The 26335-nt window shown below is 48.1% G+C and carries 19 protein-coding genes, 1 tRNA gene and 2 rRNA genes; 11 read left to right on the plus strand and 11 right to left on the minus strand.

Going from position 1 to position 26335, the window contains the following annotated elements:
- The 3 genes from E5331_RS01600 to E5331_RS01610 form a co-directional block, all read left to right on the plus strand.
- Window positions 1-1485 (plus strand): 23S ribosomal RNA (locus tag E5331_RS01600); the annotation flags it as partial.
- A 130-nt stretch (window positions 1486-1615) separates the two neighbouring features.
- A 5S ribosomal RNA gene (gene rrf, locus E5331_RS01605) occupies window positions 1616-1724 on the plus strand.
- Between the two features lie 280 nt (window positions 1725-2004).
- The gene (locus E5331_RS01610; RefSeq protein WP_123484804.1) at window positions 2005-4365 is read left to right on the plus strand and encodes a TonB-dependent receptor; all 2361 of its coding nucleotides are present in this window, start codon (window positions 2005-2007) and stop codon (window positions 4363-4365) included.
- Here E5331_RS01610 and E5331_RS01615 read toward each other — a convergent pair.
- Entirely contained in the window at window positions 4351-5046 is a 696-nt protein-coding gene (locus E5331_RS01615) for a B3/B4 domain-containing protein (protein WP_123484802.1), read from the minus strand. The two genes, E5331_RS01610 and E5331_RS01615, sit on opposite strands and share 15 nt — an antisense overlap.
- A 132-nt stretch (window positions 5047-5178) precedes the next feature.
- Between E5331_RS01615 and hisS the strand changes: the two genes are divergently transcribed.
- Window positions 5179-6543: a histidine--tRNA ligase gene (gene hisS, locus E5331_RS01620; protein ID WP_123484801.1), complete on the plus strand. Its 1365-nt coding sequence runs from the start codon at window positions 5179-5181 to the stop codon at window positions 6541-6543.
- Window positions 6544-6550: 7 nt separating this feature from the next.
- The gene (locus E5331_RS01625) at window positions 6551-7801 is read left to right on the plus strand and encodes a DUF3843 family protein (RefSeq protein ID WP_123484800.1); all 1251 of its coding nucleotides are present in this window, start codon (window positions 6551-6553) and stop codon (window positions 7799-7801) included.
- Window positions 7802-8035: 234 nt separating this feature from the next.
- Here E5331_RS01625 and E5331_RS01630 read toward each other — a convergent pair whose 3' ends face one another.
- Window positions 8036-8767 (minus strand): polyprenol monophosphomannose synthase, encoded by a 732-nt coding sequence (locus E5331_RS01630; protein ID WP_123484803.1) that lies wholly within the window; start codon window positions 8765-8767, stop codon window positions 8036-8038.
- A 123-nt stretch (window positions 8768-8890) separates the two neighbouring features.
- Window positions 8891-9904 carry a DUF2156 domain-containing protein gene (locus E5331_RS01635; protein ID WP_123482982.1) on the minus strand — a complete coding sequence of 338 codons (1014 nt, stop codon included), beginning with the start codon at window positions 9902-9904 and terminating at the stop codon, window positions 8891-8893.
- 610 nt (window positions 9905-10514) lie between these two features.
- On the opposite strand from E5331_RS01635, the gene E5331_RS01640 reads away from it, so the two are divergent.
- The 6 genes from E5331_RS01640 (at window position 10515) to tpx (ending at window position 21063) form a co-directional block, all read left to right on the plus strand.
- Window positions 10515-11738: a discoidin domain-containing protein gene (locus E5331_RS01640; RefSeq protein WP_123482981.1), complete on the plus strand. Its 1224-nt coding sequence runs from the start codon at window positions 10515-10517 to the stop codon at window positions 11736-11738.
- A gap of 112 nt (window positions 11739-11850) precedes the next feature.
- Window positions 11851-15150, plus strand: coding sequence for a SusC/RagA family TonB-linked outer membrane protein (locus tag E5331_RS01645; protein WP_123482979.1), 3300 nt, complete (start codon window positions 11851-11853; stop codon window positions 15148-15150).
- Between the two features lie 18 nt (window positions 15151-15168).
- Window positions 15169-17175, plus strand: a complete 2007-nt coding sequence (locus E5331_RS01650; RefSeq protein WP_123482977.1) for a RagB/SusD family nutrient uptake outer membrane protein — start codon at window positions 15169-15171, stop codon at window positions 17173-17175.
- 123 nt (window positions 17176-17298) lie between these two features.
- A complete protein-coding gene (locus E5331_RS01655; RefSeq protein ID WP_123482975.1) occupies window positions 17299-18789 on the plus strand; it encodes a glycoside hydrolase family 30 protein in 1491 nt (496 codons plus the stop codon).
- A gap of 43 nt (window positions 18790-18832) precedes the next feature.
- Window positions 18833-20293 carry a glycoside hydrolase family protein gene (locus tag E5331_RS01660; RefSeq protein WP_168355106.1) on the plus strand — a complete coding sequence of 487 codons (1461 nt, stop codon included), beginning with the start codon at window positions 18833-18835 and terminating at the stop codon, window positions 20291-20293.
- A 266-nt stretch (window positions 20294-20559) separates the two neighbouring features.
- Window positions 20560-21063, plus strand: coding sequence for a thiol peroxidase (gene tpx / locus E5331_RS01665; RefSeq protein WP_123482992.1), 504 nt, complete (start codon window positions 20560-20562; stop codon window positions 21061-21063).
- Between the two features lie 154 nt (window positions 21064-21217).
- Here the strand turns inward: tpx and E5331_RS01670 are convergent.
- The 8 genes from E5331_RS01670 to recR all read right to left on the minus strand — a co-directional run bounded on the left by E5331_RS01670 (window position 21218) and on the right by recR (window position 26076).
- Window positions 21218-21291, minus strand: a tRNA-Arg gene (locus E5331_RS01670).
- A gap of 87 nt (window positions 21292-21378) precedes the next feature.
- Window positions 21379-21735, minus strand: a complete 357-nt coding sequence (folB, locus tag E5331_RS01675; protein ID WP_123482973.1) for a dihydroneopterin aldolase — start codon at window positions 21733-21735, stop codon at window positions 21379-21381.
- Complete coding sequence (gene rpiB, locus E5331_RS01680; protein WP_123482972.1) at window positions 21735-22202, minus strand: ribose 5-phosphate isomerase B; 468 nt, start codon at window positions 22200-22202, stop codon at window positions 21735-21737. The genes folB and rpiB overlap by 1 nt, the downstream gene beginning before the upstream one ends.
- Window positions 22203-22250: 48 nt before the next feature.
- Window positions 22251-22727 (minus strand): GtrA family protein, encoded by a 477-nt coding sequence (locus E5331_RS01685; protein WP_123482971.1) that lies wholly within the window; start codon window positions 22725-22727, stop codon window positions 22251-22253.
- A gap of 54 nt (window positions 22728-22781) precedes the next feature.
- Entirely contained in the window at window positions 22782-23387 is a 606-nt protein-coding gene (gene yihA, locus E5331_RS01690; protein WP_123482970.1) for a ribosome biogenesis GTP-binding protein YihA/YsxC, read from the minus strand.
- A 60-nt stretch (window positions 23388-23447) separates the two neighbouring features.
- Window positions 23448-24809, minus strand: a complete 1362-nt coding sequence (locus E5331_RS01695; RefSeq protein WP_123482969.1) for an aspartate kinase — start codon at window positions 24807-24809, stop codon at window positions 23448-23450.
- An 84-nt stretch (window positions 24810-24893) separates the two neighbouring features.
- Window positions 24894-25412, minus strand: a complete 519-nt coding sequence (locus tag E5331_RS01700; RefSeq protein ID WP_168355107.1) for a GNAT family N-acetyltransferase — start codon at window positions 25410-25412, stop codon at window positions 24894-24896.
- Between the two features lie 37 nt (window positions 25413-25449).
- Window positions 25450-26076: a recombination mediator RecR gene (gene recR / locus E5331_RS01705; RefSeq protein WP_168355108.1), complete on the minus strand. Its 627-nt coding sequence runs from the start codon at window positions 26074-26076 to the stop codon at window positions 25450-25452.
- Window positions 26077-26335: the final 259 nt, after the last annotated feature.

Below are 26335 nucleotides of genomic sequence, written 5' to 3' on the forward strand. Positions count from 1 at the left end.
GGATGGACATGCGGTCAATATTCCGCAACCCGGTTTGTCCGAGCAGGAGCGGTGACGGAGTAGCGAAGGACGTGCGCGCTGACGGAATAGCGCGTTGAAGGGAGGTAGGCATCACCCGGCGGCGGAAACGCCGGGGCCGATACCCGAGAGTACGGGAGCCGCGTGCGGCGACCGACAACCGTGATGGAGCAGACTCCCGAGAAAAACCGCGCCCTGCGTCTGAGGTCAGACCGGCCCGTACCGGAAACCGACACAGGTGGTCGGGTAGAAGATACCGAGGCGCTCGAGAGATTCACGGTCAAGGAACTAGGCAAACTGACCCCGTAACCTCGGGATAAGGGGTCCTCCCCGCATGGGGAGGCGCAGAGAATAGGTCCAGGCAACTGTTTAGCAAAAACACAGGGCTGTGCGAAGCCGCAAGGCGCGGTATACAGCCTGACACCTGCCCGGTGCCGGAAGGTTAAGCGGAGCTGTCAGAGCAATCGAAGCAGTGAAGTGAAGCCCCGGTAAACGGCGGCCGTAACTATAACGGTCCTAAGGTAGCGAAATTCCTTGTCGGGTAAGTTCCGACCTGCACGAATGGTGTAATGATCCGGACACTGTCTCGACCGTGAGCTCGGTGAAATTGTAGTATCGGTGAAGATGCCGATTACCCGCAACGGGACGAAAAGACCCCGTGAACCTTTACTGCAGCTTAGCATTGGGGCCGGGTGTGCGATGTGTAGGATAGTCAGGAGACTGCGAGACGGCCACGCCAGTGGTCGTGGAGTCGTTGTTGAAATACTGGCCTTCGCACATTTGGCTTCTAACCCGCTTGGAGCGGGGACATTGCTTGGTGGGTAGTTTGACTGGGGTGGTCGCCTCCAAAAGCGTAACGGAGGCTCCTAAAGGTGCCCTCAGGCCGATTGGCAACCGGCCGCAGAGTGCAATGGCATAAGGGCGCTTGACTGCGAGACAGACAGGTCGAACAGGAAGGAAACTTGAGCATAGTGATCCGGCGGTTCCGCATGGAAGGGCCGTCGCTCAAAGGATAAAAGGTACTCCGGGGATAACAGGCTGATCCCTCCCAAGAGCTCATATCGACGGAGTGGTTTGGCACCTCGATGTCGGCTCGTCACATCCCGGGGCTGGAGAAGGTCCCAAGGGTTAGGCTGTTCGCCTATTAAAGTGGCACGCGAGCTGGGTTCAGAACGTCGTGAGACAGTTCGGTCTCTATCTGTTGTGGGCGTTGAGATTTGAGGAGAGCCGGCACTAGTACGAGAGGACCGTGCTGGACAGACCTCCTGTGCACCGGTTGTCCCGCCGAGGGGCACCGCCGGGTAGCAGCGTCTGGTATGGATAAGTGCTGAAAGCATCTAAGCACGAAGCCTACTCCAAGATTAGATCTCGCCGAGGGCCGTCGCAGACGACGACGTCGATAGGCCGCAGGTGCAATCGTGGCGACACGTTCAGCCGAGCGGTACTAATTGCCCGAGTCATTCCGGTGAAAGAGACAATATATTGCCAATCCCGCTTGTTGTGGATTTGGGGATCGAAAGTCAACCCGCGCTTCCGTCATGGGCTTTTTTCACCTCAACATCGATCCGGGGAGAGACCCGGGTTTGAAAAATGACATTCAGGTGATGACAGCATGAGGGCTCCACCTCTTCCCATTCCGAACAGAGAAGTTAAACCTCATCACGCCGATGGTACTGCGAGAGCGGGAGAGTAGGTAATCGCCGCCTTATGGAAGCCGACTGAGCGATCAGCCGGCTTTCTTTTTTTGTTGTTATCCCCGGAGGGGATAGCAGCTGCTTGGACTTCTTTGACTTCTTGGACTTCTTTGTCAATACTGTCATTATTGTCATTATTGTCAATAATGACAAATTGACGGTAATGACATTATTGACGATAATGACGATTTGACAAATTGACTGGATTGACAATATTGAGTGGGGTTATGGCGTTTTTTAGGAGATGGATAAATTGCGTTTTATATATTTTGTTGTCTCATTTTTTGTGACGATGGCGTCGCTTGCCGAGAATGTGAGGATTTCCGGCAGGGTGCGTGATAATGATGATAAGCCGATAGAATTTGCTACGGTAAGAGTGGCGAATACCGCAATAGGGACGAATACGGATTTGAAGGGTATGTATTCGTTGTCGCTTTCTGCGAACGATACTCTTGACGTGATTTTCAGTTGCGTGGGTTTTAAGACTGTAAATCATAAACTGATACGTCCAAAGGGTGAGCTGACGTTGAATGTAAAGCTTTATCCTGAGGATTATAATCTTCAGGAGCTGGAAGTGACGAGTTTCAGAAGCAATATCAACGGAATGCAGAGTTTCAATACGGAATCTTTTAAATTGTCGCCTGCGGTTGCAGGAAGCAGTGTAGAGGCGATGCTCACGACTATGCCCGGTGTCAATTCGTCGAATGAGATGAGTTCGCAATATTCTGTCAGGGGTGGGGCTTTTGATGAAAATTCGGTATATATAAACGGTACGGAGGTGTATCGTCCGCAATTATATCGGAGCGGACAGCAAGAGGGTCTCAGTATCATCAATCCGGATATGGTTGGTAATATCAGATTCTCATCCGGAGGTTATCCTGCGCGTTATGCCGACAAGATGTCGTCAGCACTCGATATCACATACAGGGAGCCAGAGCGGTATGAGGGTGCTGTGAATCTCAGCCTAATGGGTGGCTCGCTGGCATTCGGCTCTAATAGCAGTAAATTCTCAATGCTTCACGGACTGCGTGTCAAGAGGAACAATTCGTTGTTATCCTCGCTGGAAACTCGAGGTGAATATGACCCTTTATATCTGGATTACCAGACCAACATCAATTATAAGCCTTCAGAGAAACTTACGTTGAATCTTTTGGGCAATATTGCCATGAACGATTATAAGTTTAAACCTACGGATAGGGAAACTACTTTTGGCACGGCATCCGACCTCAAGCAGTTTAAGGTATATTTCGATGGGGAGGAGAAGGATAAGTTTGAGACCTATTTCGGGTCGTTTACTCTAAATTACAAACATAACCGGAGCAACAGTTACGCATTGTCGGTGTCCGGGTTCGTCTCTAACGAGCTTGTCAGTTACGACATCTCCGGAGAGTATTGGCTTAATCAGGCGGGTTCGTCGGGCGACGACGGCATAGGAGGTGAACTTGGCGTGGGAAAATACATGGAACATTCCCGCAACCGGCTTAAAGCATCGGTATTGACAGCCGCCTTCAAGGGTACGACAGTGTTGGGTAAGAACCATCTGTCGTATGGCTTGAATTATTCGCGAGAGACATTCCGCGACAGGACAAAGGAATGGGAATGGCGCGACAGTGCCGGTTACTCCTTGCCTACGCTTCCGGATGGAGTGCATCTCATATATAATCTCAGTGCACGGGAAGATTTGCATAACAATCGTTTTGCCCTTTATGCGGAGGACGCCCTATATTTTGAGACATCAAAAGCATACATGACGCTGAATGCCGGCGTGCGGGCATCATATTGGGATTTCAATAAGGAGTTTCTTGTGTCGCCACGCGTGAATTTCAGTGTGTCGCCACAAAACAGAAACAATATCACTTATCGTGCGGCAGTCGGGTTATATTATCAGTCGCCCTTCTATAAGGAATTCCGCGAGGTTATCACGGATGAACTTGGCAACAGCAGTGTGCAGCTCAATCATGACATAAAGTCGCCACGCAGCCTTCATTTCGTGGTAGGCACCGACATAACCTTCCGTGCGATCAACCGACCGTTCAAACTGACAGGAGAGGCCTACTATAAGGCATTGTCAAATCTGATCTCTTACGAATACGACAATCTGAAGGTGACATATTCCGGTAAGAATGATTCGAAAGGGTATATCGCCGGACTTGATCTGAAATTATTCGGTCAATTTGTGCCCGGTTCGGATTCCTGGATATCTTTCTCGCTGATGAAGACAAATCAGAAACTAAACGGGAAGAATGTGCCGCTACCCACCGACCAACGGTATTCTCTCGGATTATATTTCACAGACTATTTCCCGAAATTCCCGAAATTGAAATTCAGTCTGAGGGGCGTCATCTCCGACGGATTGACGATGACCGCGCCACGGGTCTCTCGCGACGTGTCATATTTCCGTGCCCCGGCATATAAGCGTGTTGATATAGGCTTGACTTATCTTATTGCCGGAGCACCGCAGGATGGAGTGGTGAAACGTAATTTCCTCCGTCATTTCAAGAGTCTGAGTGTAGGGGTTGATCTCTTCAATCTGTTTGATATATCCAATGTGAGCGGCTATTACTGGGTGACAGACGTCAACAATCTTCAATATGCCGTCCCCAACTATCTAACACGTCGTCAGCTTAATTTTAAGATTTCAGCGGAGTTTTGATCTCTGACCATCAGATGCATTCACCAGATATGCCTCCACGGATTCAAGCGCGGCATACTTTTCAAGAAGGGAGATTGTCAGGTCAAGAGTAGCATCAATCTCCGCTTCCTTCCCATATATATTTATCAGCATCAGTAGGTTGGTGGTGTCGGGAGTAAGCTTCGTTCGTTCCTCGTCGCTTGTCGGAGTGCCTATGCCGCCTATCTCGTCGCGATATACGGGTAGCCCTTCTATATTCAGCGGACCGCGTCCGATGCCGCAGAATACGTCATCATGATTCCCTGCATCAAGAGTGAGCGAATCCCCGACGATCCTGTCGGCATCAAATCCTCCGATACTGTAGCCTGAACGGATCGACACAAGATTGATTATGTCGATCAGGGCAGTCATACGATATAGCCCTTTCCCGTTGACAATCCGTCGGCACATGGCTTCTGATGATGGACGATACCGGTTAGGTTCCTTGCCGAGAGCCTTGTAAGCCGCCCTTGTCGCCGCTATGCCGGGACGCAGTTTGATCTCCTCAATTTTATATTTGGATGCAATCCGGTTACATTCCTCCGTTATCTCATCCCAGAGTGTATCGGGAGTGGCAGGGTTGGAGCATCGGGCAGATATGGCTATTACCTGTAAATCCGGAGCTACTTGGCGTATTCTATCAGAAAAGAGAATCTGTATCATGATAAGTATTTATACAATTTCTTAGATAACTTCAATGCGAAATTAATAAAAATTGATGAAAAGGGGGAGAATAGATAGGCAATTCTGAAAAAAGTTTTGTAATTTCGCATTTCATAAAACAAACAGAAGAATATGGCACAGAAACCGAGTATACCCAAAGGTACGCGCGACTTTTCTCCGCAGGAGATGTCGCGCCGCAATTACATTTTCGATACAATCAAGCAAGTGTTCCGTCTATATGGCTATCGTCAGATAGAAACTCCCGCAATGGAGAATCTGAGCACATTGATGGGAAAATATGGAGAAGAGGGTGACAAACTTCTTTTCAAGATACTTAATTCCGGCGACTTCCTCAAGGGGGTTGATGACGCTGATATAGCTGACCGTAACCTTGTGAAACTTACCAACAAGATGTGTGAGAAAGGTCTGCGATATGACCTGACCGTGCCTTTCGCCCGGTTTGTGGTGCAGTATAGAGGACAGCTCCAGATGCCTTTCAAACGCTATCAGATACAGCCGGTGTGGCGTGCTGACCGTCCGCAGAAGGGGCGTTACAGAGAGTTCTACCAATGTGATGCCGATGTGGTGGGCAGCGATTCACTTCTCAACGAGATTGAACTGCTGTCGATGATCGACATGGTGTTCAAGCGTCTGCGCGTGCGTGTTGCGATAAAGGTCAACAACCGTAAGGTGCTGACCGGCATAGCCGAGATGATCGGTGAGGCTGATAAGATTGTCGATATAACTGTGGCAATTGATAAGATTGATAAAATAGGTATTGACAACGTAAATGAGGAACTCCGCAGCAAAGGTCTTACGGAGGAGGCAATTGAGAAATTACGTCCGCTCCTGGAGATGAAAGGGAGCAATGCCGAAAAACTTGACACTCTCGCCGGACTTCTCGCCGGTTCGGAGACGGGCATGAAGGGTGTGGAGGAGCTTCGCACCGTGATAGATGGTATTGATAGCCTCGGACATGACTGTGAAGTGGAGCTTGACGTCTCACTCGCCCGCGGTCTGAACTATTACACGGGCACCATCATAGAGGTGAAGGCACTCGACGTGCAGATCGGCAGTATCACCGGCGGCGGTCGCTACGACAATCTTACCGGAGTTTTCGGAATGCCGGGACTCTCCGGAGTGGGAATCTCATTCGGCGCAGACCGTATTTACGACGTGCTCAATCAGCTGGAACTCTATCCGGAGAGTGTCAGCCAGAGCGTAAAGGTACTGTTTGTGAATTTCGGAGATAAGGAAGCCGTGGAATCCATGCGTATAGTCAAACTTCTGCGTGAGCAGGGTGTATCGGCAGAATTATATCCGGATGCAGCCAAGATGAAGAAGCAGATGGGATATGCCGACTCGGAAGGTATCCCCTACGTGGCATTGATAGGGGAGAGCGAGCTTGAGAGTGGCACGGTAAATCTGAAGGATATGGTTTCGGGCACACAGGAGCAACTGACTCCTGAAGCCCTCGTAGCCCGGTTGAAAGATTGATTCTGCCATGATCACGATGCAACAGTTTCTTCTCCGACAGCCATGTGCGCCGGAGGAGACGACAACGGATGCCTATTATCTTTCACTCGCCAACCGTCTTGTGGATATAAGCCGCGAGAAAGGATGTTTTGCATCCTATCCGGAGAAAGTGGTGGAACGTGCGGCAATGACGCTTGTAGGCTACTATCAGGATGTGATATGCGATGCAGGGGTGTGGCGTTCGTTCATCACAGAGTGCAGACGACTCTATGGCTTCACTGTACCATTCTATTATGGCGTCGTATCCGACAATAGCCGGAAGGATGGTGAGGCTACGGAATCTGACAACGGAGAGGACTATCTGGACTACGAACTGAATCGTGCGGATGTGAGGTTTATGGTGTGGTATGCCCTTTCCATGAACTATGAGGAGAAGCGTGTGGAGAATCCTTTCTCAGAGGAGATACTGATGGGCGCAGATGCCTGGTGGGAGGAGCTTGAACGAGTCTATGATGACTCCCCCATGCCAGTAGACTATCGCATGACCCATGAGCTTGAGATACACGCGGAAGAGGATTCCGAGGCAATCTATCGTCTTGGCAATTGGCTTTTCATGCATTGCTATCTGATGACGCCAGCTTATGCCCTTACGTTGTCGGAGATAGCATCCGGTGTCGATCTTAGCAAGGAGGAGGGGATGGCTGAGCTCCGGCAACGGCTTGAACGTTCGATGTCGGAAGATCCGACCGGACCTTTGGCATTGTATCTCCGCGAATGGCTTTATCTCATTGTAGAGGGTAAACTTCCCCCCTTGCCGAAGGGTGTAGGAGAGAAGCCGGAACATAAGTATTACACTGCGTTTACGCGTGCCACAGGAGGCGAGGTCATAAAATTCTTCAGTTCGTATGAGGAGATGAACCGTTTCTTTATAATTGCGCTCGGCTGGGGGGATCATCAGGAGCATCTTCCTCAATTGAAAGGGCGGCATGATTATATCCTCATGGTAAGCCGTGACAAGGGCATGCTTGTGGCAGTTGACATAGCTCGTTGCATATCCCATCCCTCGAATCCTATCTATGATAAGGAGTATGCACGGCATCATGCCATAGAATTGCTTACGGAACGCGGGCGTTGTCCCGGCGATCTGTTGCGCTACGTATGCTCCAACGGATGGCTTCCGGATGCAGTCTTCCCCGGATCGGATGATCATCGGCTTGTGGCGGATAATTGGGATTTCATATCCCGCTGCTATCTACAGCAATATTATCGAGGCGACTGAAGTCATAAATAACTGAAGTTTCGCAAGCTACACTTCAGTGGTTTAAAGTTTATAGTTTAAGGTTTAAGATTCACGAAAATCCACGAATCTTTTCATTATACAAAATTTAATGATCATAAACCATAAACCATAAACCTTAAACCTTAAATAAAGAATTAGAAATAGCAAGGGGAGCAAACTGCAAGATATGCAGATTGCTCCCCTTTTGTATATTGGATGTATACTGTGATACAGTTAGAAATTCTTCTTATTGAAAATGCTGTTGAATTTCAGTTTCAGCACTCCGAATACAGCCTCTCCGAATATTGAGCTGTTCATTTTGGAAGTGCCGAGGCGCCGGTTGATGAAGATTATCGGTATCTCTACAATCTTAAATCCCTTTACATACGCCTTGAACTTCATCTCAATCTGGAAAGCATATCCCTTGAACTCAATATTGTCAAGTTTTATGGCTTCAAGCACTCTGCGCCGATAGCATACGAATCCGGCAGTGGAATCCCTCAGTTTCATCCGAGTGATGAATCTTACGTAGGCAGATGCGAAATACGACATCAGCACACGCCCCATCGGCCAATTCACTACATTCACTCCGGATATATACCTTGATCCTATGGCAACATCGGCACAATCATCCTTGCAGGCATGGTAAAGGCGGGTCAGATCGTCGGGATTATGCGAGAAATCGGCATCCATTTCAATCACGTATCCATAATCCTTTTTGAGAGCCCATTTGAATCCATGTATATAAGCAGTGCCGAGACCAAGTTTCCCCTTGCGTTGTTCAAGAAAAATTCTGTTTGGGAACTTCTCCATCATCTTCTTGACGGCTTCTGCCGTACCATCCGGACTATTGTCGTCAATTACGAGTACATCAAATCCATCTGGATATTTCATTACGGTCTCAAGAATAGCGGTTATATTCTCGATTTCGTTATAGGTGGGTATAATGACCAATACGTCGCTCATAAGTGTCATATTTTTTACTCAGAAGTTTTGAAGCCTTGACAACCTCTCTGATAACTTCTCTGCAAAGTTAATCATTCTCTGCAAAAAAATCTACAAAAAATATAAGCGACAGTATAAATTTTTTTAGAACGATACATTATATTTCTTCAGAATCTCAATAGGATGATATGATTCCTTTGCCATGCGTAGTCCTATGTCGCCGGCATCATCCTCTCGGTTGATAAATCTGATTTCAGGATATTTCTCCTTCATCCCCTTGGCAAATAGATAGTTTATCATCTCATAGCTTCCGGCTACGTCGCGGAATGCCTTCTCCACGTGTATGAAGAGCGTGTCGTTCTTTACGTCGCCGATTGTGAAGGCGCATACTTTCCCGTCAGCCAAGAGCAGCATCCCTTCGGGAGTAGTGTCTCCGTCGATTATCAGGTTTATGAATCGTCGGGTCAGCATACGTTCTTCCGTAGCCATCCCACAATCGTCAGCATCCTTGTCAAACTCATCCATGAATTGTAGTGCAAGTGTGGCGTTTTCCGGAGTTAGCCATTCTGTATGGGCATCCGGGTAAGTGCTTTCAAATTTATGTACATGATTGCGCTTTTTGCTCATCTTCTTTCCGGCAACAGTGGCAAGCATCTCCGCGTCATACAGGTAGTCGCCCCAATCGGTCAGTTCCTCCACTATGCGCGGATTAAGATTCGTCATCTCATCAAGAGCATATTGCGGCACTCCCGAGAACTCCGCACGAATACCATGAGCTGCACAATACTCCTTCACGAGAGCTACAGATTCCTTCAGCGGCAGAGCACCGACAGGCAACGAGAATGCCGGACGATCGATATCATTCTCCACGACGCCCTTTATGAAGAGGGTGTCGCGATAGATTGCATACTCATACTTGAACATATCCACCCACATCAATATCCCTCCATACGAGAAATCCGTAGTTCTTCCAGGTTCCTGCTGAAGATATCTCCATACCTCTCCCATATTTTCAGGAGTGATTTTCCTAAATTCCGGCAGGCGGCAATTACCCGTTGATTTCATTTTCATATTCTGGAGGTCGCGGGCAAGTGTACATATAGGTTCAGACTTGAAACGATCGTTAATCTCCGGGATGAAATTCCATGTGCTTTCCATATATAATTTAGATAATGTTTATAGTGAATTAAATTATCGGTAGGTGTCCGTCTGATTGAAGTTATCAGATCAATCGCCTTTCTCATGAAATATAAACCAATAATTGTCTTTATAGTTCAATAAAAAATCCGCATAAATTATCCACAAATCGTCATTAATTCATGATTGCTATCCCGCTAACGCCGGATGATTTTACCTCATTTCTGCCGGAGTATACGATACGAAATTCTTGTGAAATGTATCGTATGATGTGTTTTTTAGTCTCATAAAATTAGATGAAACTACAGTATCATAAAATTATATTAATTATAATCAATGATTTATATAGAAGTTGATATCATAAAATTTATCTGAATATCTAAGTGCTAAATTTTGTTTGGAATCATAATATTTGTTAATAATTTTGCGGTGAACAAAAAACTCAAATCAACTAAAACCACATTACCATGCAAAACTGCAATATTATTTTCACCTCTTATAATAAGGCTCAGCCATTGGGGGGAGTGACCCACTCACAATGGATTATTACGCCGACAGCGAATGAGAGGGGAGATTTAAAATCATGAAAAATCAATAAAACCAATTCAAAATACTTTAATAAATCATCAGTATGAACACACTAACTGTAAAAACGCGAAAGCTCATTCCGATGCTTGGACTTGCCATGATGTTGGGCATGTCGGCATGCGGAGATGAGTCGGAGGGTAAGGCTTCGATCAATGATTCGGCACCCGCACAGGTTTCTGATGTGAACTATGTTGCAGGACCGGGAGAGGTGACACTCACATGGAAAATACCGGCATCAGAAAGTTTCATGTATTCCAAGGTGGTCTATAAGAATGCCAAAGGGGAGGAAGTCTATAAGATGTACTCCAAGGATCATGCAAAGGATGGAATCATGACCGAGACAATTGGCGGATTCGCATCGGTAGATCCCGTTGACTTCAATATTTACGCATGCTCCGTAAGAGGAAATCATCTTGAGGCGCAGAAAATTTCGGCAGTGCCCGGCGCACCCGCCTTTCTTGCCGTGGCGCAGTCTATCGATGCAGAGCCGGCATGGGGAGGCGTGAGCGTAAGCTACAACAATGAGACGGTAGCTTCCGTAAACGTGGTGCTCAAATATCATCTGAAGAGCGATGCATCGAAATCAGGTGAATACTCTTTCGTGGCTGCACCCAATACCAACAGCTCACAGTTTGTGGGACTGACAGTAAGCAATAATGAGTTTATCAATGGCGAAGAAGCTGTCATAGAGCTGGCTGCCGCTGATGCCGACGGCAACTCATCGGAACCGCGCACGATAGAGACCCGCACAAAGAGGGTTGAGAAACTTGACCGCACCAACTGGACATTCCCCGGATTTGCCGACAACTATGATGCTCAGATCGGCTACTCCTCACAAGAGGCAGGCGGCGAGGGTGGTTTTCCGAGAGGTCGAGTGGTGGCTATGCTTGACGGCGACGAGGGAACATTCTGGCACACATCTTGGAAGCAACCCTCCAGCTATCCCCACTTCTTCATCATAGATATGGGCGAGGAGAAAACGGTCAGCAACGTGACGATACGTCGTCGCGGAGGCAACAATGGCACCAACATCGGACAGACATTCTACACCTGCACAACGGCATCAGCCAACGGCTCGAGTCCCGATGAATGGGGTTGGGTGAATCAGGGATGGTATCCTTTTGACCGCAACAGCGATGCACATCAGCTTTTCGGCATGACCCAGGTGGAGAACACACGCTACATAAAAGTTTATTTTTCAGAGAAAGACAAAGGGGGCGACTTCGTAATGATCTCGGAATTTAACGCATATACCCCCGCAGAATAATAAACCACAACATCCGGACCTCATGCAAGTATTCTACAGCTTCGCATCATAAAGGCAGGATTCTATCTGTCATAATTGGAGAGTCCGAATAAATTGAAAAAAACTAACCTATATGAAAATAAATTCAATAATAGTAAGTTCTGTGCTCTGTCTGTCGGCACCGGCATTGGCACCAACGGCACAAGCGCAGACATCGCAGTCGCAGAACGCCACTGTGAGAGGCACGGTTGTAGATGAGAACGGAGAACCTGTCATTGGCGCAACTGTCCTTGTGAAAGGGAAACCCGGTCTTGGCACAGCCACTGACCTTGAGGGTAAGTTCACTATCAAGACTCAGGGAGCTAAACAATTGGAAATCTCCTACGTAGGATATACTACAGCTACGGTCAACATTTCCGGCAAGTATGATGTCAAGGTGGAGCTGAAGCCGTCGGCAGAGTTGCTTGAGGATTTGGTTGTAGTCGGCTACGGCACACAGAAGAAGGAATCTTTGACAGGCGCAATCTCCCAGATAAAGGGTGATCAGGTGTATAGGGATCGTGGTGTGACCAATACAGCAGTTGCACTGCAGGGTGAGATCGCCGGTCTTACAGTGACGAGAGGATCCACACGCCCCGGTAGTGAGAATGCAAAATTCCAGATCCGTGGTGCCAACTCAATCAACGGCGACAGCTCTCCGCTTATCCTTATCGACGGTCAGGCAGCTAGCCTTGATGAGTTGAACTCAATGGATGGTAGCGTGATTGAGAATATATCTGTGTTGAAAGACGCATCTGCTGCTATCTATGGTGCACGTTCAGCAGGCGGTGTCATCCTCGTGACCACCAAACGCGGTAAAGCCGGAAAGGCACGTGTAAGCTACTCCGGTTCTTACAGCCGCACTATCGACGGTATCCAGCTTCCGATCACCAACAACAATGAGTGGCTCGACATGTTCTACGAGGCACAGTATCGCGACACTGAGGCTACCAATCCGGGCATAACCGATCCGAATGAAATCCACAACCGCATCAACTGGTGGATATTCAACTCCTTCGGCGGCACTCCCGTAAAGAAGAACGAGACTACCGGCGAATGGGAGACATACGGAGAGCAGGTAGTAGGCGAGGGTCTGTTCAATAAACTGAAGGAGGGTAATTCATTCTTCCTGAAACGTGGCGAGTTTATCGACTCATGGCAGCCCGGCAACTATCTCCTTGACTTCCTCTATGGAAACGCCGACACATGGAAACACAATGTAGCCGTTTCCGGCGGTGATGACAAATTCAACTATTTTGCATCACTCAACTATTCAGATGCACAGTCACAGTTGAAGATTGCAGAGGATGGTGAGAAGAAATATGGTGCGCGTCTAAATATGGACTATAAGCCGACTGATTTCTTCAAGATCGAGACCGGCATGGCATACGACAAACGTGATATCACCACCCCCTCGCAGGGTATAGGCAGAGGCTGGCAGGATATGTGGTTCTGGGCAATCACCAACGAGAACGGGGATGCCTACGACACCTTCTCCAACAACCGTAACCCTTATGGCTGGTTCACACAGGCGGGTGAGACAAAGGCAAAATGGAGCACACTGCGTGCCAACGGTAAGATCACGCTTGACTTCTCAAAATGGGTGAAAGGTCTTTCAATCAACGGAACGGCAGCATATAAGAGTGTGCGTCAGGATGTATCAAGTGAGAATCTTGAGGTACGTTTCTATGACTGGGTAGGCAACCAGACTTCCGCCACACAGAACAGCCCCGCCAAACTTGAGCAGGAGAACAAGGAATGGACAAGCTACACACTCGGTCTGTTCGCGCAATATAACCGTCTCTTTGCAGAGAAGCATCAGGTGGATGCCATGTTTGGTATCACAGGTGAGAATGAGGACTACAAGAGAGTGAAGGCAGGACGCTACAAAGGTGAGCTTTATCCCGGTTCAGGTCTTTCGGATCTCAACGTATTCCAGGGTGGCGACAACAATGCTGCCGAGGGTGGTTCCAATTCATGGAGTTTCCTCTCTTACGTGGGAGATTTCCGCTACGCATTCAACGACACCTATCTTCTCAGCTTCCTCTATCGTCATGACGGCTCATCAAAGCTGACTCCGGAGAACCGTTGGAAAGACTTCTATTCAATATCCGGCGGCTGGGTATTCACCAATGAGAATTTCTTCCGCAACCTGAATATCGACCAATGGATGAACTTCGGTAAAATCCGCTACAACTTCGGTAAGACAGGTTCTGTGAACGGTATCGGCAACTATGAGGCATATTCCACAATCAAGACCGGCAGCATCTATCTCGGCGGCAGCAATCTGACCACAATGTGGATCGACGGTATGCGTTCAGCCAACCGTACATGGGAGACTCTCTACAGCCATGACATCGGTATCGATCTCGGATTCTTCAGCAACCGTCTGCGTGCATCGTTCGACTGGTTCAGCAAGAAGAATGACGGAATGTTTATCGATGTGGTGTATCCTTCCATTCTCGGAGCGTCCGCACCTAAGACCAACAACGGCAAGCTGACCACACGCGGTTGGGAAGTGGAATTGAACTGGCGCGACCAGATTGGTAAGGTTCAGTATAATGTGGGATTGCAGATCTCCGATGCCTGGACAAAAGTAAATGAGCTCACAAACAACGAGAATATCCCCTTCGCAGGTCACAATAAGAACCGACTCATAGGGAAGCCTCTTGATGCGATCTACGTATTCCAGACTGACGGTATTTTCCAGAATCAGGAAGAGGTGGATGCCTATTATGAGATGTATTACTGGAATGCAGACCATAGCGGTCCGAAATCAGGCAACATTCTTCCTGCTCCGTCAGAGACAGGCACTAACCGCCTTCGCCCGGGTGCCCGCAAGCGCGTTGATATTGACGGCGACGGCGTAATCACAGATAAGGATATCTATTATGCAGGTGATGCAGCTCCGCGTCTTTCATTCGGCATTAAAGGCGGATTGAACTGGAATGGTATCGACTTCTCATTCTTCTTCCAGGGCGTGGGTAAGCAGACCGTGCTTCGCGATGGCAACATGTATGCACCTTTCGTAGTCAACTATTGCTTGCAGAACAATACATTCCTCGGTAAGACTTGGACTCCCGGCAGCGGCAACAACGACTACACCGTCATGTCGCGCGATAACAACTTCAACCGATTCAACTATCAGAATAGCGATGTATCCGTTCAGAACAACCGCTACGTCCGTCTGAAGAATCTTGTGGTCGGATACACGCTTCCCCATACAATCACATCAAAAGTGGGTGTCGAGAAATTCCGTGTCTACTTCTCCGGTGACGACCTTTGGGAATGGTCAAAAATTAAAGACGGTTATGATCCCGAGTATGGTGAGGGTTCAAACAATATCTTCCCTCTCTGCCGTATGCTAAACTTCGGTGTGGAACTTGAATTCTAAATCAAAAAAGACAAATCAATGAAATCAAATAGAAAATATATACTGCCATTCCTGGCTTTAGGTCTCACAATGGCATCATGCTCGGATTTCCTTGACAAGGAACCTCTTGATCAAGGTACAGACGCGATCATGTTCAAAAGTCCCGAGCAGTTTGATCAGGCAGCGCTCGCGCTTTACTCTTTCCCCGACTGGAAAAGCGCCAATTATGACGGGGGTCTCGACGTATCGGGTATCGGTGGCAACGGGGGCGGCACAGCACCCCAGTCACATGGTACTTGGAATGGCTGCTACAGTGCACTCCGCAATATCAACATTCTTCTTGAGAAAGCTGCCGGCTATAGTGATCAGGATGCGATAGCCTCCTCTATTGGCACAGCCTATTTCTTCCGTGCGTGGCAACATTTCAATCTGCTCAAGACTTTTGGAGGTGTGCCTGTTGTTGACCATGTGCTCGACACCAATGACCCGGTGCTTTACGGCGCACGCAACAGTCGCTACGAGGTGATGAATCTCATCATTGAAGACCTGAAGAAAGCTGTTGAGCTTCTTCCCAAGAGAAGCACCATGCAGGGACTTGAACAGCGCGGACGTCTCACAAAAGAGGGCGCACAGGGTTTTCTTGCCCGCGTGGCTCTTTACGAGGCAACCTGGGAGAAATACGTTCCCTCCATTGGATATGACCTTGACGGCGACGGTGCGTCAGTAGGTGCCGGAAGTGTCAAGCCCGAAGGCTATCCCTCTGTCAACGATATGCTGAAGATTGCACAGGATATGTCGAAGGCTGTGATTCAGGAAGCGGAGACAGGTACGTTCGCACTCTTTGACGCTTGCGAAGAACTCAGCTACTACTCCCTTTTCAATATCGACGATGGCGACGGCAACGTTTCCAACCATCAGGGTATAGGCAAGAGTGCGAATAAAGAGTTCATCATCAACAATCCATACGATTACACTCTGAGACGTTCCGGAAAAAATATAGCCCACATGGTTGCCACATGGCAGTGTGTCAATATAAGCGCATATCTTGGAGAGTCATACGTATGCACCAACGGTCTGCCTATCTATCTGAGTACATCGGGAAGCCTTGATGATGCTTACTATAATCCCGAATTTGGTGGATATGACACCTATATGGGGGAATACGCCAACCGCGACATGCGTTTCGTCGGCACGACATATCTTCCTGATCGTCCGGTGTTCTGCTGCGACGGTGAGCACTGGGTGCCCCGTACTGCTGCCGGAGAGAAATATCCGGAGGCTGTATTCCCGGCTGCAACCGATCATTACGATTCATCAGATCCGGCAAACTCAAGCAAGCTGGTTGTCTACAATCCGATGATTGACCTTAACTCCACCCACAACGGTTATGGCTCACGCAAGTTCATGCCGGAGGGTTCGGGTCGTGCAGACAATACGGATGCCGCCGATTATCCGGTGCTCCGTCTTGCCGAGGTGCATTGCATCTATGCAGAGGCTACCTGCGAACTTGGCAACGGTGCAATCTCGGATGCTGACCTTGACTTCTCAATCAATAAGAACCGTAAGCGTGCCCTTGTGGCTCCTCTGACAAACGCACTCATCGCCAATGTGTATGATGCCAACTGGTTTAACTTTGAGACAGGTCGCCATGAGGTTCACAAGATGACAATGATGGATGAGGTTCGTCGCGAGCGTATGGTAGAGCTTCATGGAGAGGGTTTCCGTCTTGACGACCTCAAACGCTGGGGTATCGCCCATATCAACCTGACCGGTCAGAAACTCGGACGCAAGATTCTCGGCACATACTACAGCAATCCTGACAACAAGGTCAACTCCCTGAAATATTCCGGCGAACCGGTCTACAATCCGGAGACACGTCCGACGCAATGGGGGCTTGTATCTGAGGATCCGAAAGATATAGACTATGGTCGTCCGATCGCCACAATACCGGGCAACTGCCTTTTCAATCAGAAGGATTATCTCGACCCGCTCCCGCTGGAGCAGATCCGTCTTAACCCAAATCTGAAGCAGAATCCGGGATGGTGATGCATAGTGGCAGGAATAACTGTTAAGGTAAAAAAGATTGTGTTATAAAAGACGGGGAGGGCTTGTTGCAATCCCCGTCTTTCCTTATATTTGCAGAATCAAAATAATCTAACAACCTTTAAAATGAGAAAACTTATAATATTGGCTGGTGTTATCTGCTCCATTGCTGCCAACGCGCAGACATTCAGACATTATATTACCACAGACGACGCACGATGGACACAAGGTCAGGACGTTAAGGCTCAAACAAAAAGTAACACTAAGGCTTCCTCTGTGATAGAGACTCAGACGCAACCGATAGTGACTTTCCGGAATTGGGGCACTACATTTAATGAGCAGGATTGGAAGGCTCTCTGTATGCTTACCCGTGAGGAGCAGGATGAGATATTGCATAACTCATTCTCTCCCGATGGTGAATTAAAATTCTCAATCGGACGCATCTCGATGAATGCCAACGATTACGCTCTATCATGGTATAGCTGCAGCGATGTGCATGGGGATTTCGACAATAAATATTTCAACATTGAGCGCGACAAGCTCACCATAATCCCTTATATCCGTGCGGCACAGCGTTACAATCCGAATATGACATTCTGGATGTCGCCATGGAGTCCGCCGGCATGGATGAAAGTCAATGATCATTATGCCGTGCAGAGCAATCCGTATAACGACATGGATAAGAGGATGGATTATCTTCTTTTCGGAGATGACGACAGATCGGTGAATGAGCAGGTTAATCCCGACAAGAATCTTTTCCCCCGCAGGCTTGCGGTCAGAAATTATTTCATACAGGACAGTGCATACTTGCAATGCTATGCCGATCAGTTCTGCAAGTTTATTGATCTTTATGCTGAGCAGAATATCCCAATAAAGATGGTGATGTATCAGAATGAGGCTTACAGCTATACCCCGTATCCAGGTTGCCCATGGACGTCAGATGGTATATTGCGGTTTAATCTTGAATATCTTGCCCCGACTCTGAAGGCTAAGCATCCGGATGTTGAGCTTTGCCTCGGCACGTTCAACACCAACCGGTATGATCACGTCAGCGGATTGCTTGCCGACCCACGGATGCCGGATAACGTCAGTGGCATAGGCTTCCAGTGGGAGGGTGGTCAGATTCTTCCGCGTATCCGTAAGGAGAACCCAGGCTACAGGTATATCTCGACTGAAAGCGAGTGTGGCAACGGGGATATGGATTGGAATGCAGCAGAACATACATTCCATCTGATTAATCATTACATCGGCAACGGTTGCTCCGAATATAATAACTGGAACCTGATACTCTGCGATAAGGGTGAGAGTGCATGGGGCTGGCGTCAGAATGCCCTGATAAGGGTAAATTCTGCCGACCGCACGTTTGAATACACTCCGGAGTATTATGCTTACCGTCATTACAGCTCATTCATTCAGGATGGTGCCGATATCTTGGCGTTTCAGCCGAAGGATAAGGATAAGACTCCGGTGATGGTGGCATCCACGAAGGATGGTAAATACGTGGTTGTTGCAGGTAATTTTAATGATGAGCCGCGCAGTATGTCGGTGAAAGTCGGGAATAAATATCTTGATGTGACGCTCCCGCCTCATTCCCTGCATACTTTTGCGGAAAAATAAATTATTGGAAGGGATAAATTGTTGTAAGGTAAGTTATTGTAAAATGAGACGCAGAATAACGGTATTATCATTTATAATGGCGGGGATTTCCATGATTCCCGCCAAATCAGAGATAGTGACGTATCCGGCAGGACCGGGAGTTGAGACGATAGATGACTTCACAGTGGAGGTACGTCAGGGAGATGACTGGCATCCCGTGTCGGTATATCCCGTGAAAGTGGATCAGGTGATCGGCACCGGACATCACGTTGAGATTGCCTCGATGGCATATTTTGATTTTGACGGCACGGCAGATGTGAGGGTCGTTAGCAATCGCGAGCGGGTCAGGGAATCACGCATACGTCCGCTAAGCTACGACATTACGCCGAAGGTCACGGGGGATACGCTTCTCTTCTCCCTGAGTCGCCCGATGAATCTTTCGGTTGAAGTGAACGGCGACATATTCCATAATCTTCATCTTTTCGCCAATCCTATAGACAAGAACCGCCCCACTGCCAAGGAGATTAAGAGGGCAGGGAAGAAGGGTAGCAAGCTAATTTATTTCGCGCCCGGTCGTCATGAATTGCCCGATGGGGTAATGAAGGTTCCGTCAGGTTACACAGTGTATATTGATGGGGGCGCACGTGTGGTCGGTCAGCTTCGTGCAGACACAGTGGAGAATGTGCGTTTCTTCGGGCGTGGCGAGGTGCATCCGGAAGGACGAGGCGAAGGTATATACGTATGCCGTTCGCGCAACATTGAGGCGGATGGTGTCATCGTGACGCAGATACCTGTAGGGGGGAGCGACGGTGTGAGCATAACGAATGTGAAGTCGATAAGCTCGTATGGCTGGGGCGACGGCATGAACGTGTTTGCCAGCGATAATGTGAGCTACGACGGGGTGTTCTGCCGGAATAGCGATGACTGCAACACGGTCTATGCCACCCGTAAGGGATTTAAGGGTGGATGCCGCAATATAAAGATGGAGAACTCCACGCTGTGGGCTGACGTTGCACATCCTATAATGATAGGTCTGCACGGCGCGGCTACGGAGATAGGTCCGGATGCCCCTGCCGACACGATCAGAAATCTGACGTATCGCAATATCGACATTCTCGACCATCAGGAGAAGCAGATAGATTATCAGGGATGTTTCACCATAAATTGTGCCGACAACAATGTGGTGCGTGATGTAGTCTTTGACAACATCCGCGTTGAGGATTTCCGTCAGGGGCAGTTGGTCAACATCCGCATATTCTTCAATAAGAAATATTGTGCGGCACCTGGCACGTCGGTCAGCAACGTCCTTTTCAAGGATATCGTATACAATGGCAAGAATGCCGAGATGTCGATAATCTGCGGCTACTCACCCGAACGTAAGGTGACAGACATTACATTTGAAAATCTCGTCATCAACGGCGAACGTATCTCAGACGATATGCCGGGCAAACCGAAATGGTACAAGACGGGCGACATGGCACGCATCTGGGTTGGCGAGCACGTCGATAATGTAGTGTTCAAGTAATGAGGTATAAATTGGCGGATTAAACCAAAAAAGGTGCAAATCGGTTATTATAGGTGGATGCGGAAATTCTGCATCCGCCTATTTTTGTAAATTAACTGAAGTTTCGCAAGCTGCACTTCAGTGGTTTAAAGTTTATAGTTTAAGGTTTAAGATTCACGAAAATCCACGAATCTTTTCATTATACAAAATTTAATGATCATAAACCATAAACCATAAACATTAACTCTTAAATAAATTAATACTTATTTTTTTTGAATTAATAAATGATGGAAACAACAGTATTTTTGAAGGGTTCGCCTATGCACATATCCGGCAAAATGCCGGAGGCAGGTTGTGAGGCACCCAACTTTGTATTAGTGAATAAGGATCTCACGGATATCAACAAACATGATTTCAAGGGGAAGAGGGTAGTCCTTAATATTTTCCCGAGTCTTGATACAGATGTATGCGCAGCCTCTGTCAGACGCTTCAATAAGGAGGCGTCAGAACTGGAGAATACCGTGGTGATATGCGTATCAAAGGATCTCCCATTCGCCATGTCACGTTTCTGTGTAGCCAATGGCATAGATAACGTCTACACAGCGTCGGCATTCCGCAGCGACTTCGGCAAGACGTATGGTGTGGAGCTGCTTGACGGACCGTTGCGCGGACTCTTCGCACGTGCGCTGATCATCCTTGACGAGGAAGGTAAAGTGATGGGCACATCCATCTCAGAAGAGATCACGACAGAGCCGGACTATGACTTTGCGAAAAAGCTTCTGAAGCACTAAGACGGCTAAGACAGCTAAGACTGATTGGACTGCTAAGACTACTTAGACGTCTTAGCAGTCCAAGAGGTCTTAGCAGTCCAATCAGTCCAAGTGGTCTTAGCTGTCTTAGCTGCCCAAGAAAACAAAAAAGGATGACTTTCAGTCATCCTTTAAGTGACTCCTGCAGGATTCAAACCTGCAACCTTCTGATCCGTAGTCAGATGCTCTATTCAGTTGAGCTAAGGAACCATTTGCTTTAGGGTGTCGTTGTTTCCCTTTTGCGAGTGCAAAGTTAGGCACTTTTTTTCATTCCACCAAATTTTTTTGTAAAAATTTTCAAAAAAATAATCTGACACTTGCACTTCCTGTTATTCCTGGAATTGGAGGTGTTGATTTACAGATGGTTATTTCTCCGGATAGAATTTGCGGCCATTTCCCGCAAATTCGCAGACAGATGTCATTAGCTACAGTCTCCAGCAGTTTTCGGGGACGTTTCATCTCATCGGCGATTATGTCATACAGATCAGCGTAGGAGATAGTGGCGTCAAGGTCATCATCATCTATTCCATCCGTGAATGGTATTCTTACATTAAGGGCAACGATGAACTCGTTGCCCACAATGTTTTCTTGCTTGAATACCCCATGACGGGCATGGAAGTGGAGGTCGGAAAGAGCGATCTCAATAGTCTTCATCAGATCAGTTCCTGCGATTCAAAAGAGATTTTGGATTTCACGGGTATTTTCTCCACGCGGCGGGCGTGTCGTCCCCCTTCAAATTGAGCAGCGAGATAAGCGTCTACAATCTCCTTTGCCAGCTCCGGAGAGATGAATCGTGCGGGCAATACAAGGAAATTGGCATCGTTATGCTGTCTGGCAAGGCTTGCAAGCTCCGGGAGCCAGCATAGTGCGGCTCGTATCTGCTGATGCTTGTTGAGGGTGATCTGAATGCCGTTGCCGGATCCACACATGGCAATGCCAAAATCACAATCCCCGGCTTCCACGGCATTTGCTGCAGGATGAGCAAAGTCGGCATAGTCGCATGATTCTGCGGAATTAGTACCGAAATCCACCACCTCATACCCCTTTTCGCGGAGATAAGGCTTGATGATTTCCTTTAATTCAAAGGCCGCATGATCGGCAGCCATAGCAATCTTTTTCATAAATATATTTTAGTTTTATGGTTTAGATGACTAAGTTGATTTTTCAAGTCATTTCAGCAGCGACTCCTCATCCGTAAGCAGCGAAGGATCTTTGGCGGGTGTAGTAGCCGCGCGTGAAGTTCCTCCGAAGAATTTACTCGTGAAGGCGAATCTGACGAGAAGATAGTTCACAGGGATGCAGATTATCATGGCAGGTAGAAGAGCCAAAGTCTTGCCGACTATCTGCTGGAATATCGCCACCAGACCGGTCTGCAATCCCATGTTGAAAAGATGGCTGAGTGCGAACCCAACCCCTTTCTTCGCATTCGGGCGGCTGTGGAACGTGAAATAGCTCGACAGGAAAAAATTGACTATAAAGCTAAGCGCGTAGCTTATCATTGAGGATGGGACAGCCTTCACTCCGACAGCATGCACGAATATGATGTAGAAACCATATTGCAATACAGTTGCGAGCGCACCGACAATGCCGAAGCGGACTATTTCCGAGAAGCGGCTATTGCCGTTTATTAGTTTCTTAAGATTCATTCCTGTCAGGAGTATATTAGTGAAATCTATATTATCGTTAGATTTTGTAATCCTTTATTTTGCCATTTCTGTATTTATCCGTTCGATATAGTCGAGCAGGTCATCGCGTCCGGTGCTCTTCTCTGCGGAAGTCACAAATATCGGAGGAAGCTCCTCCCAATGCTCGAGAAGCACTTTCTTATAGTGCTCCACCTTTGTCTGCGCCGCCATAGGTCCAAGCTTGTCGGACTTCGTGAAGACGATTGCAAACGGCACTCCATTCTCCCCGAGCCATTCAAGGAATTGGAGATCGATTTTCTGCGGCTCATGCCGTATGTCGATAAGCAGGAACAGAAGCACCATCTGCTCTCGATACAGTATGTAGCTTTCAATCATCTCCTTGAACTCCTCTCGCTGGGCTTTGCCGCGTGCGGCATATCCGTAGCCGGGGAGATCGACGATATAGAATTCGCCGTTGTTTATGCGGAAATGGTTTATCAGGAGAGTCTTGCCGGGTTTCTGCGATGTCTTTGCCAGACCACGAGATTTAGTCAGCATGTTTATCAGTGAGGATTTCCCCACATTTGACCTGCCGATAAACGCATATTCCGGCACATTAGAATCAGGGCATTGCGAAACTTTCGCACTGCTGATCTCATATTTTGCATTTTTTATCTCCATAGGCTGCAAAATTAATAAATATTTTTGATTTCAGAAAAAACGTCTCTTCTCAGAAGAGAATCAGAAGAGAAGAGTGTGGATCTGACGGAGTGCGGAATTGGCATCGGCGGCGGCAATCATGTAGAGCATGGTCGTGTCGGAAGCCCCTTCCGAGAATGCGGAGATTGCTAATCCGTTGCGGGTGAGTGTGCTCCGTATGCGTGCTCCGGTGCGATGGTTTGCTCGCATGTTGTCGCCCACCACGGCAATCGTGGCAAGATTGTCGATTCTTTCCGGAAGTGCGATTATGCCGTCGGAAAGTTCAGGCGCAAATTCTCGGCAGATGAGGTCAAACGTTGTGTCGGCATCGCTGCTCGCCACGGCAAACGACAGTCCGGATTTCCCATCGGAACGGGTCACGTTGAACACCTTCACACCCTTTTTTGCAAGCGCATTAAACGTGCGCGATACGGAATTCTTCACTCCCCTCGTCAGATTCCCTCCGAGAAGGAAAAGGGTGGTCTCCTTCAGTATGGATATCCCCTTTATCGGAAGGTCGTCAGGTAGGGGAGAGTCGGTGATGAGGGTACCTGGTGCGCTGGCGTTGAAAGTGTTTAAGATCTTTATTGGTATATTCTTATGGAATACGGGATATATCGTCGGTGGATATATCACCTTCGCACCGTAGGAACAAAGCTCCATGCTCTCGATAAACGACATGTGCGACACGAGCACGGCATCATTGATGACGCGCGGGTCTGCCGACAGGAAACCGTCAACATCGGTCCATATCTCAAGCACTTCGGCATCAACCGCAGCGGCAATGAGCGCGGCTGTGAAGTCGCTCCCCCCGCGTCCGAGATTCGTGATGTCACCCGTTCGCTTGTCGGTGGAGATGAATCCCGGCACAATCGCCTTTACGAACGGAGTGAAAAATTCTCTCTTTATCAATTCCGTGGTCAGTTTCTGATCGGCAATGCTCTTGTCATACCATTTCTCGGTTTTCACGAAATTCAGGGAGTCATGACGGGTGGCATCCTTTATCATTGCAGCCACTATTATTGAAGACATACGTTCGCCGAAACTCACGATTATGTCAAGGGTCATCTGAGGGAGATGGCGTATAAGATACACGCCGTCATACATTCTCTTGAGATCCGATAGGAGAGCGAGCACGCGTTCCTTCACCTCATTTCGGCGAGATTCATCTACCACGTTGTCAATGATGTCGATATGCCGTTGGGTCATGGACTTCACATCATCAAGATACGACAGATTGTTGTCGGCGGCAGCTTTTGCCGCCGCAATTAGCCGGTCGGTGAGTCCGCCGAGAGCCGAGACCACCACGATTGCCTGTCCGTCGATTGATTCCACGATGGCTTTCACGTTTCTGAGGCTCTCGATAGAACCTACTGATGTGCCTCCGAATTTAAGTACTTTCATTAAGTATCTAAAATGAATTGTTAAAGAAAAAGGGGGTGAGAGGGTATTTCCGGGAGGAGGAGTATTCGCGTTTGGTCAGTGCGTTCAGAGCGACTTTGTGTAGATCAGCATGTCGGAATAACATCCGTCGGGTGCGCTGAGCCATTCTTTAAGTCTGCCCCTGCATTCATAGCCGAGCGATTCGAAAAGGCGTATCGCATGAGTGTTGCTCTCCTCTATTTTTGCGCCGAGCTGATGGAGATGAAGCGTATGGAATGCATACTTCTCCATCATGCTTATCGCTTCGGCGGCGTAACCATGTCTGCGGTAGTCGCTGCAGATGTAAATGCCTACAAACGCACGCAGATGACGCTGCGAAAGCTCATATAAATCAACAATCCCGACAGGGGTATTGTTCCCCTCTTCAGTGACTATAAGGCGTATCTGTCCGGCAGAGAATGGGTCGGCGTCATAATTGAGGGCATAATCGCGCAGAATCCTGCGGGAGAGGGGAGCCACAGTGTCGCTGTATCTCCAGGCAGAGGAATCGTTCTCCACCTCATACATGAAATCAGCATCGCCGGGTTCCAATGCACGTATATTCAGACGTTGTTTTTCAGACATAGTTCGGATGGTATGTAATGTGTGGAAAGATATGAGATTATCTTTTAGGGAATGTGGAGGAGAAGAGCACACGGTTCTGAATCGACTTGCCGAGAGTAAGTTCGTCGGTATATTCCAGTTCATTACCGATACTTATGCCGCGGGCAAGCATCGTCACCTCCACCGGCAGGTCGGCGAGCTTCCTGTAGATGTAGAAGTTTGTGGTGTCACCCTCGATTGTAGGGCTCAGGGCGAGAATCACCTCCTTCAGATTATCGTCGGTCACTCTCTTGACAAGACTCTCAATCTCAAGATCTGCTGGACTTATGCCGTCGAGAGGGGAGATCAGTCCGCCAAGCACATGATACAGCCCGGAATGCTGATGCGTGGATTCGATCGTGATCACGTCCTTCACATTCTCGACGACACACACCACGTGGGAATCCCTACGAGGGTCACTGCAAATCGGACATACTTCCGTCTCGCTGATATTATGGCATCTGGAACAATAACAGATGTTTTTTCTCAGAGCAATGACCGCCTCACCGAGAGCCACTGCCTCTTCCTCATCGCGACGCAACAGATGTAGCGCGAGACGGAGGGCGGTTTTCCTTCCGATACCGGGGAGTTTCGACAGCTGCTCCACCGCATTCTCAAGCAAAGAAGAATTAAAAGATTGAATCATTTTGCAAAATTACAAAATCCTTTTCATCTAATAATGCATATTTGACAACTTCCCTTTCTTCTAAACTAATTTTAACGATTCCCGATATCAATAATGACTATTCACCTTAAGTTTAGGTTGATTTACCGCGACTTGTAGGGATGCTCCATGGAGCATCCGTCTGTATCAAGGGTGAAGATTTTGGCGCGCGGATGCTCCGGGGAGCATCCCTACACTTGTAATCAATAATTTAATGTTGTTGGATTGGCTGAATAGCTAT

Source organism: Lepagella muris, from assembly GCF_004793975.1.
Classification (GTDB): Bacteria; Bacteroidota; Bacteroidia; order Bacteroidales; family Muribaculaceae; genus Lepagella; species Lepagella muris.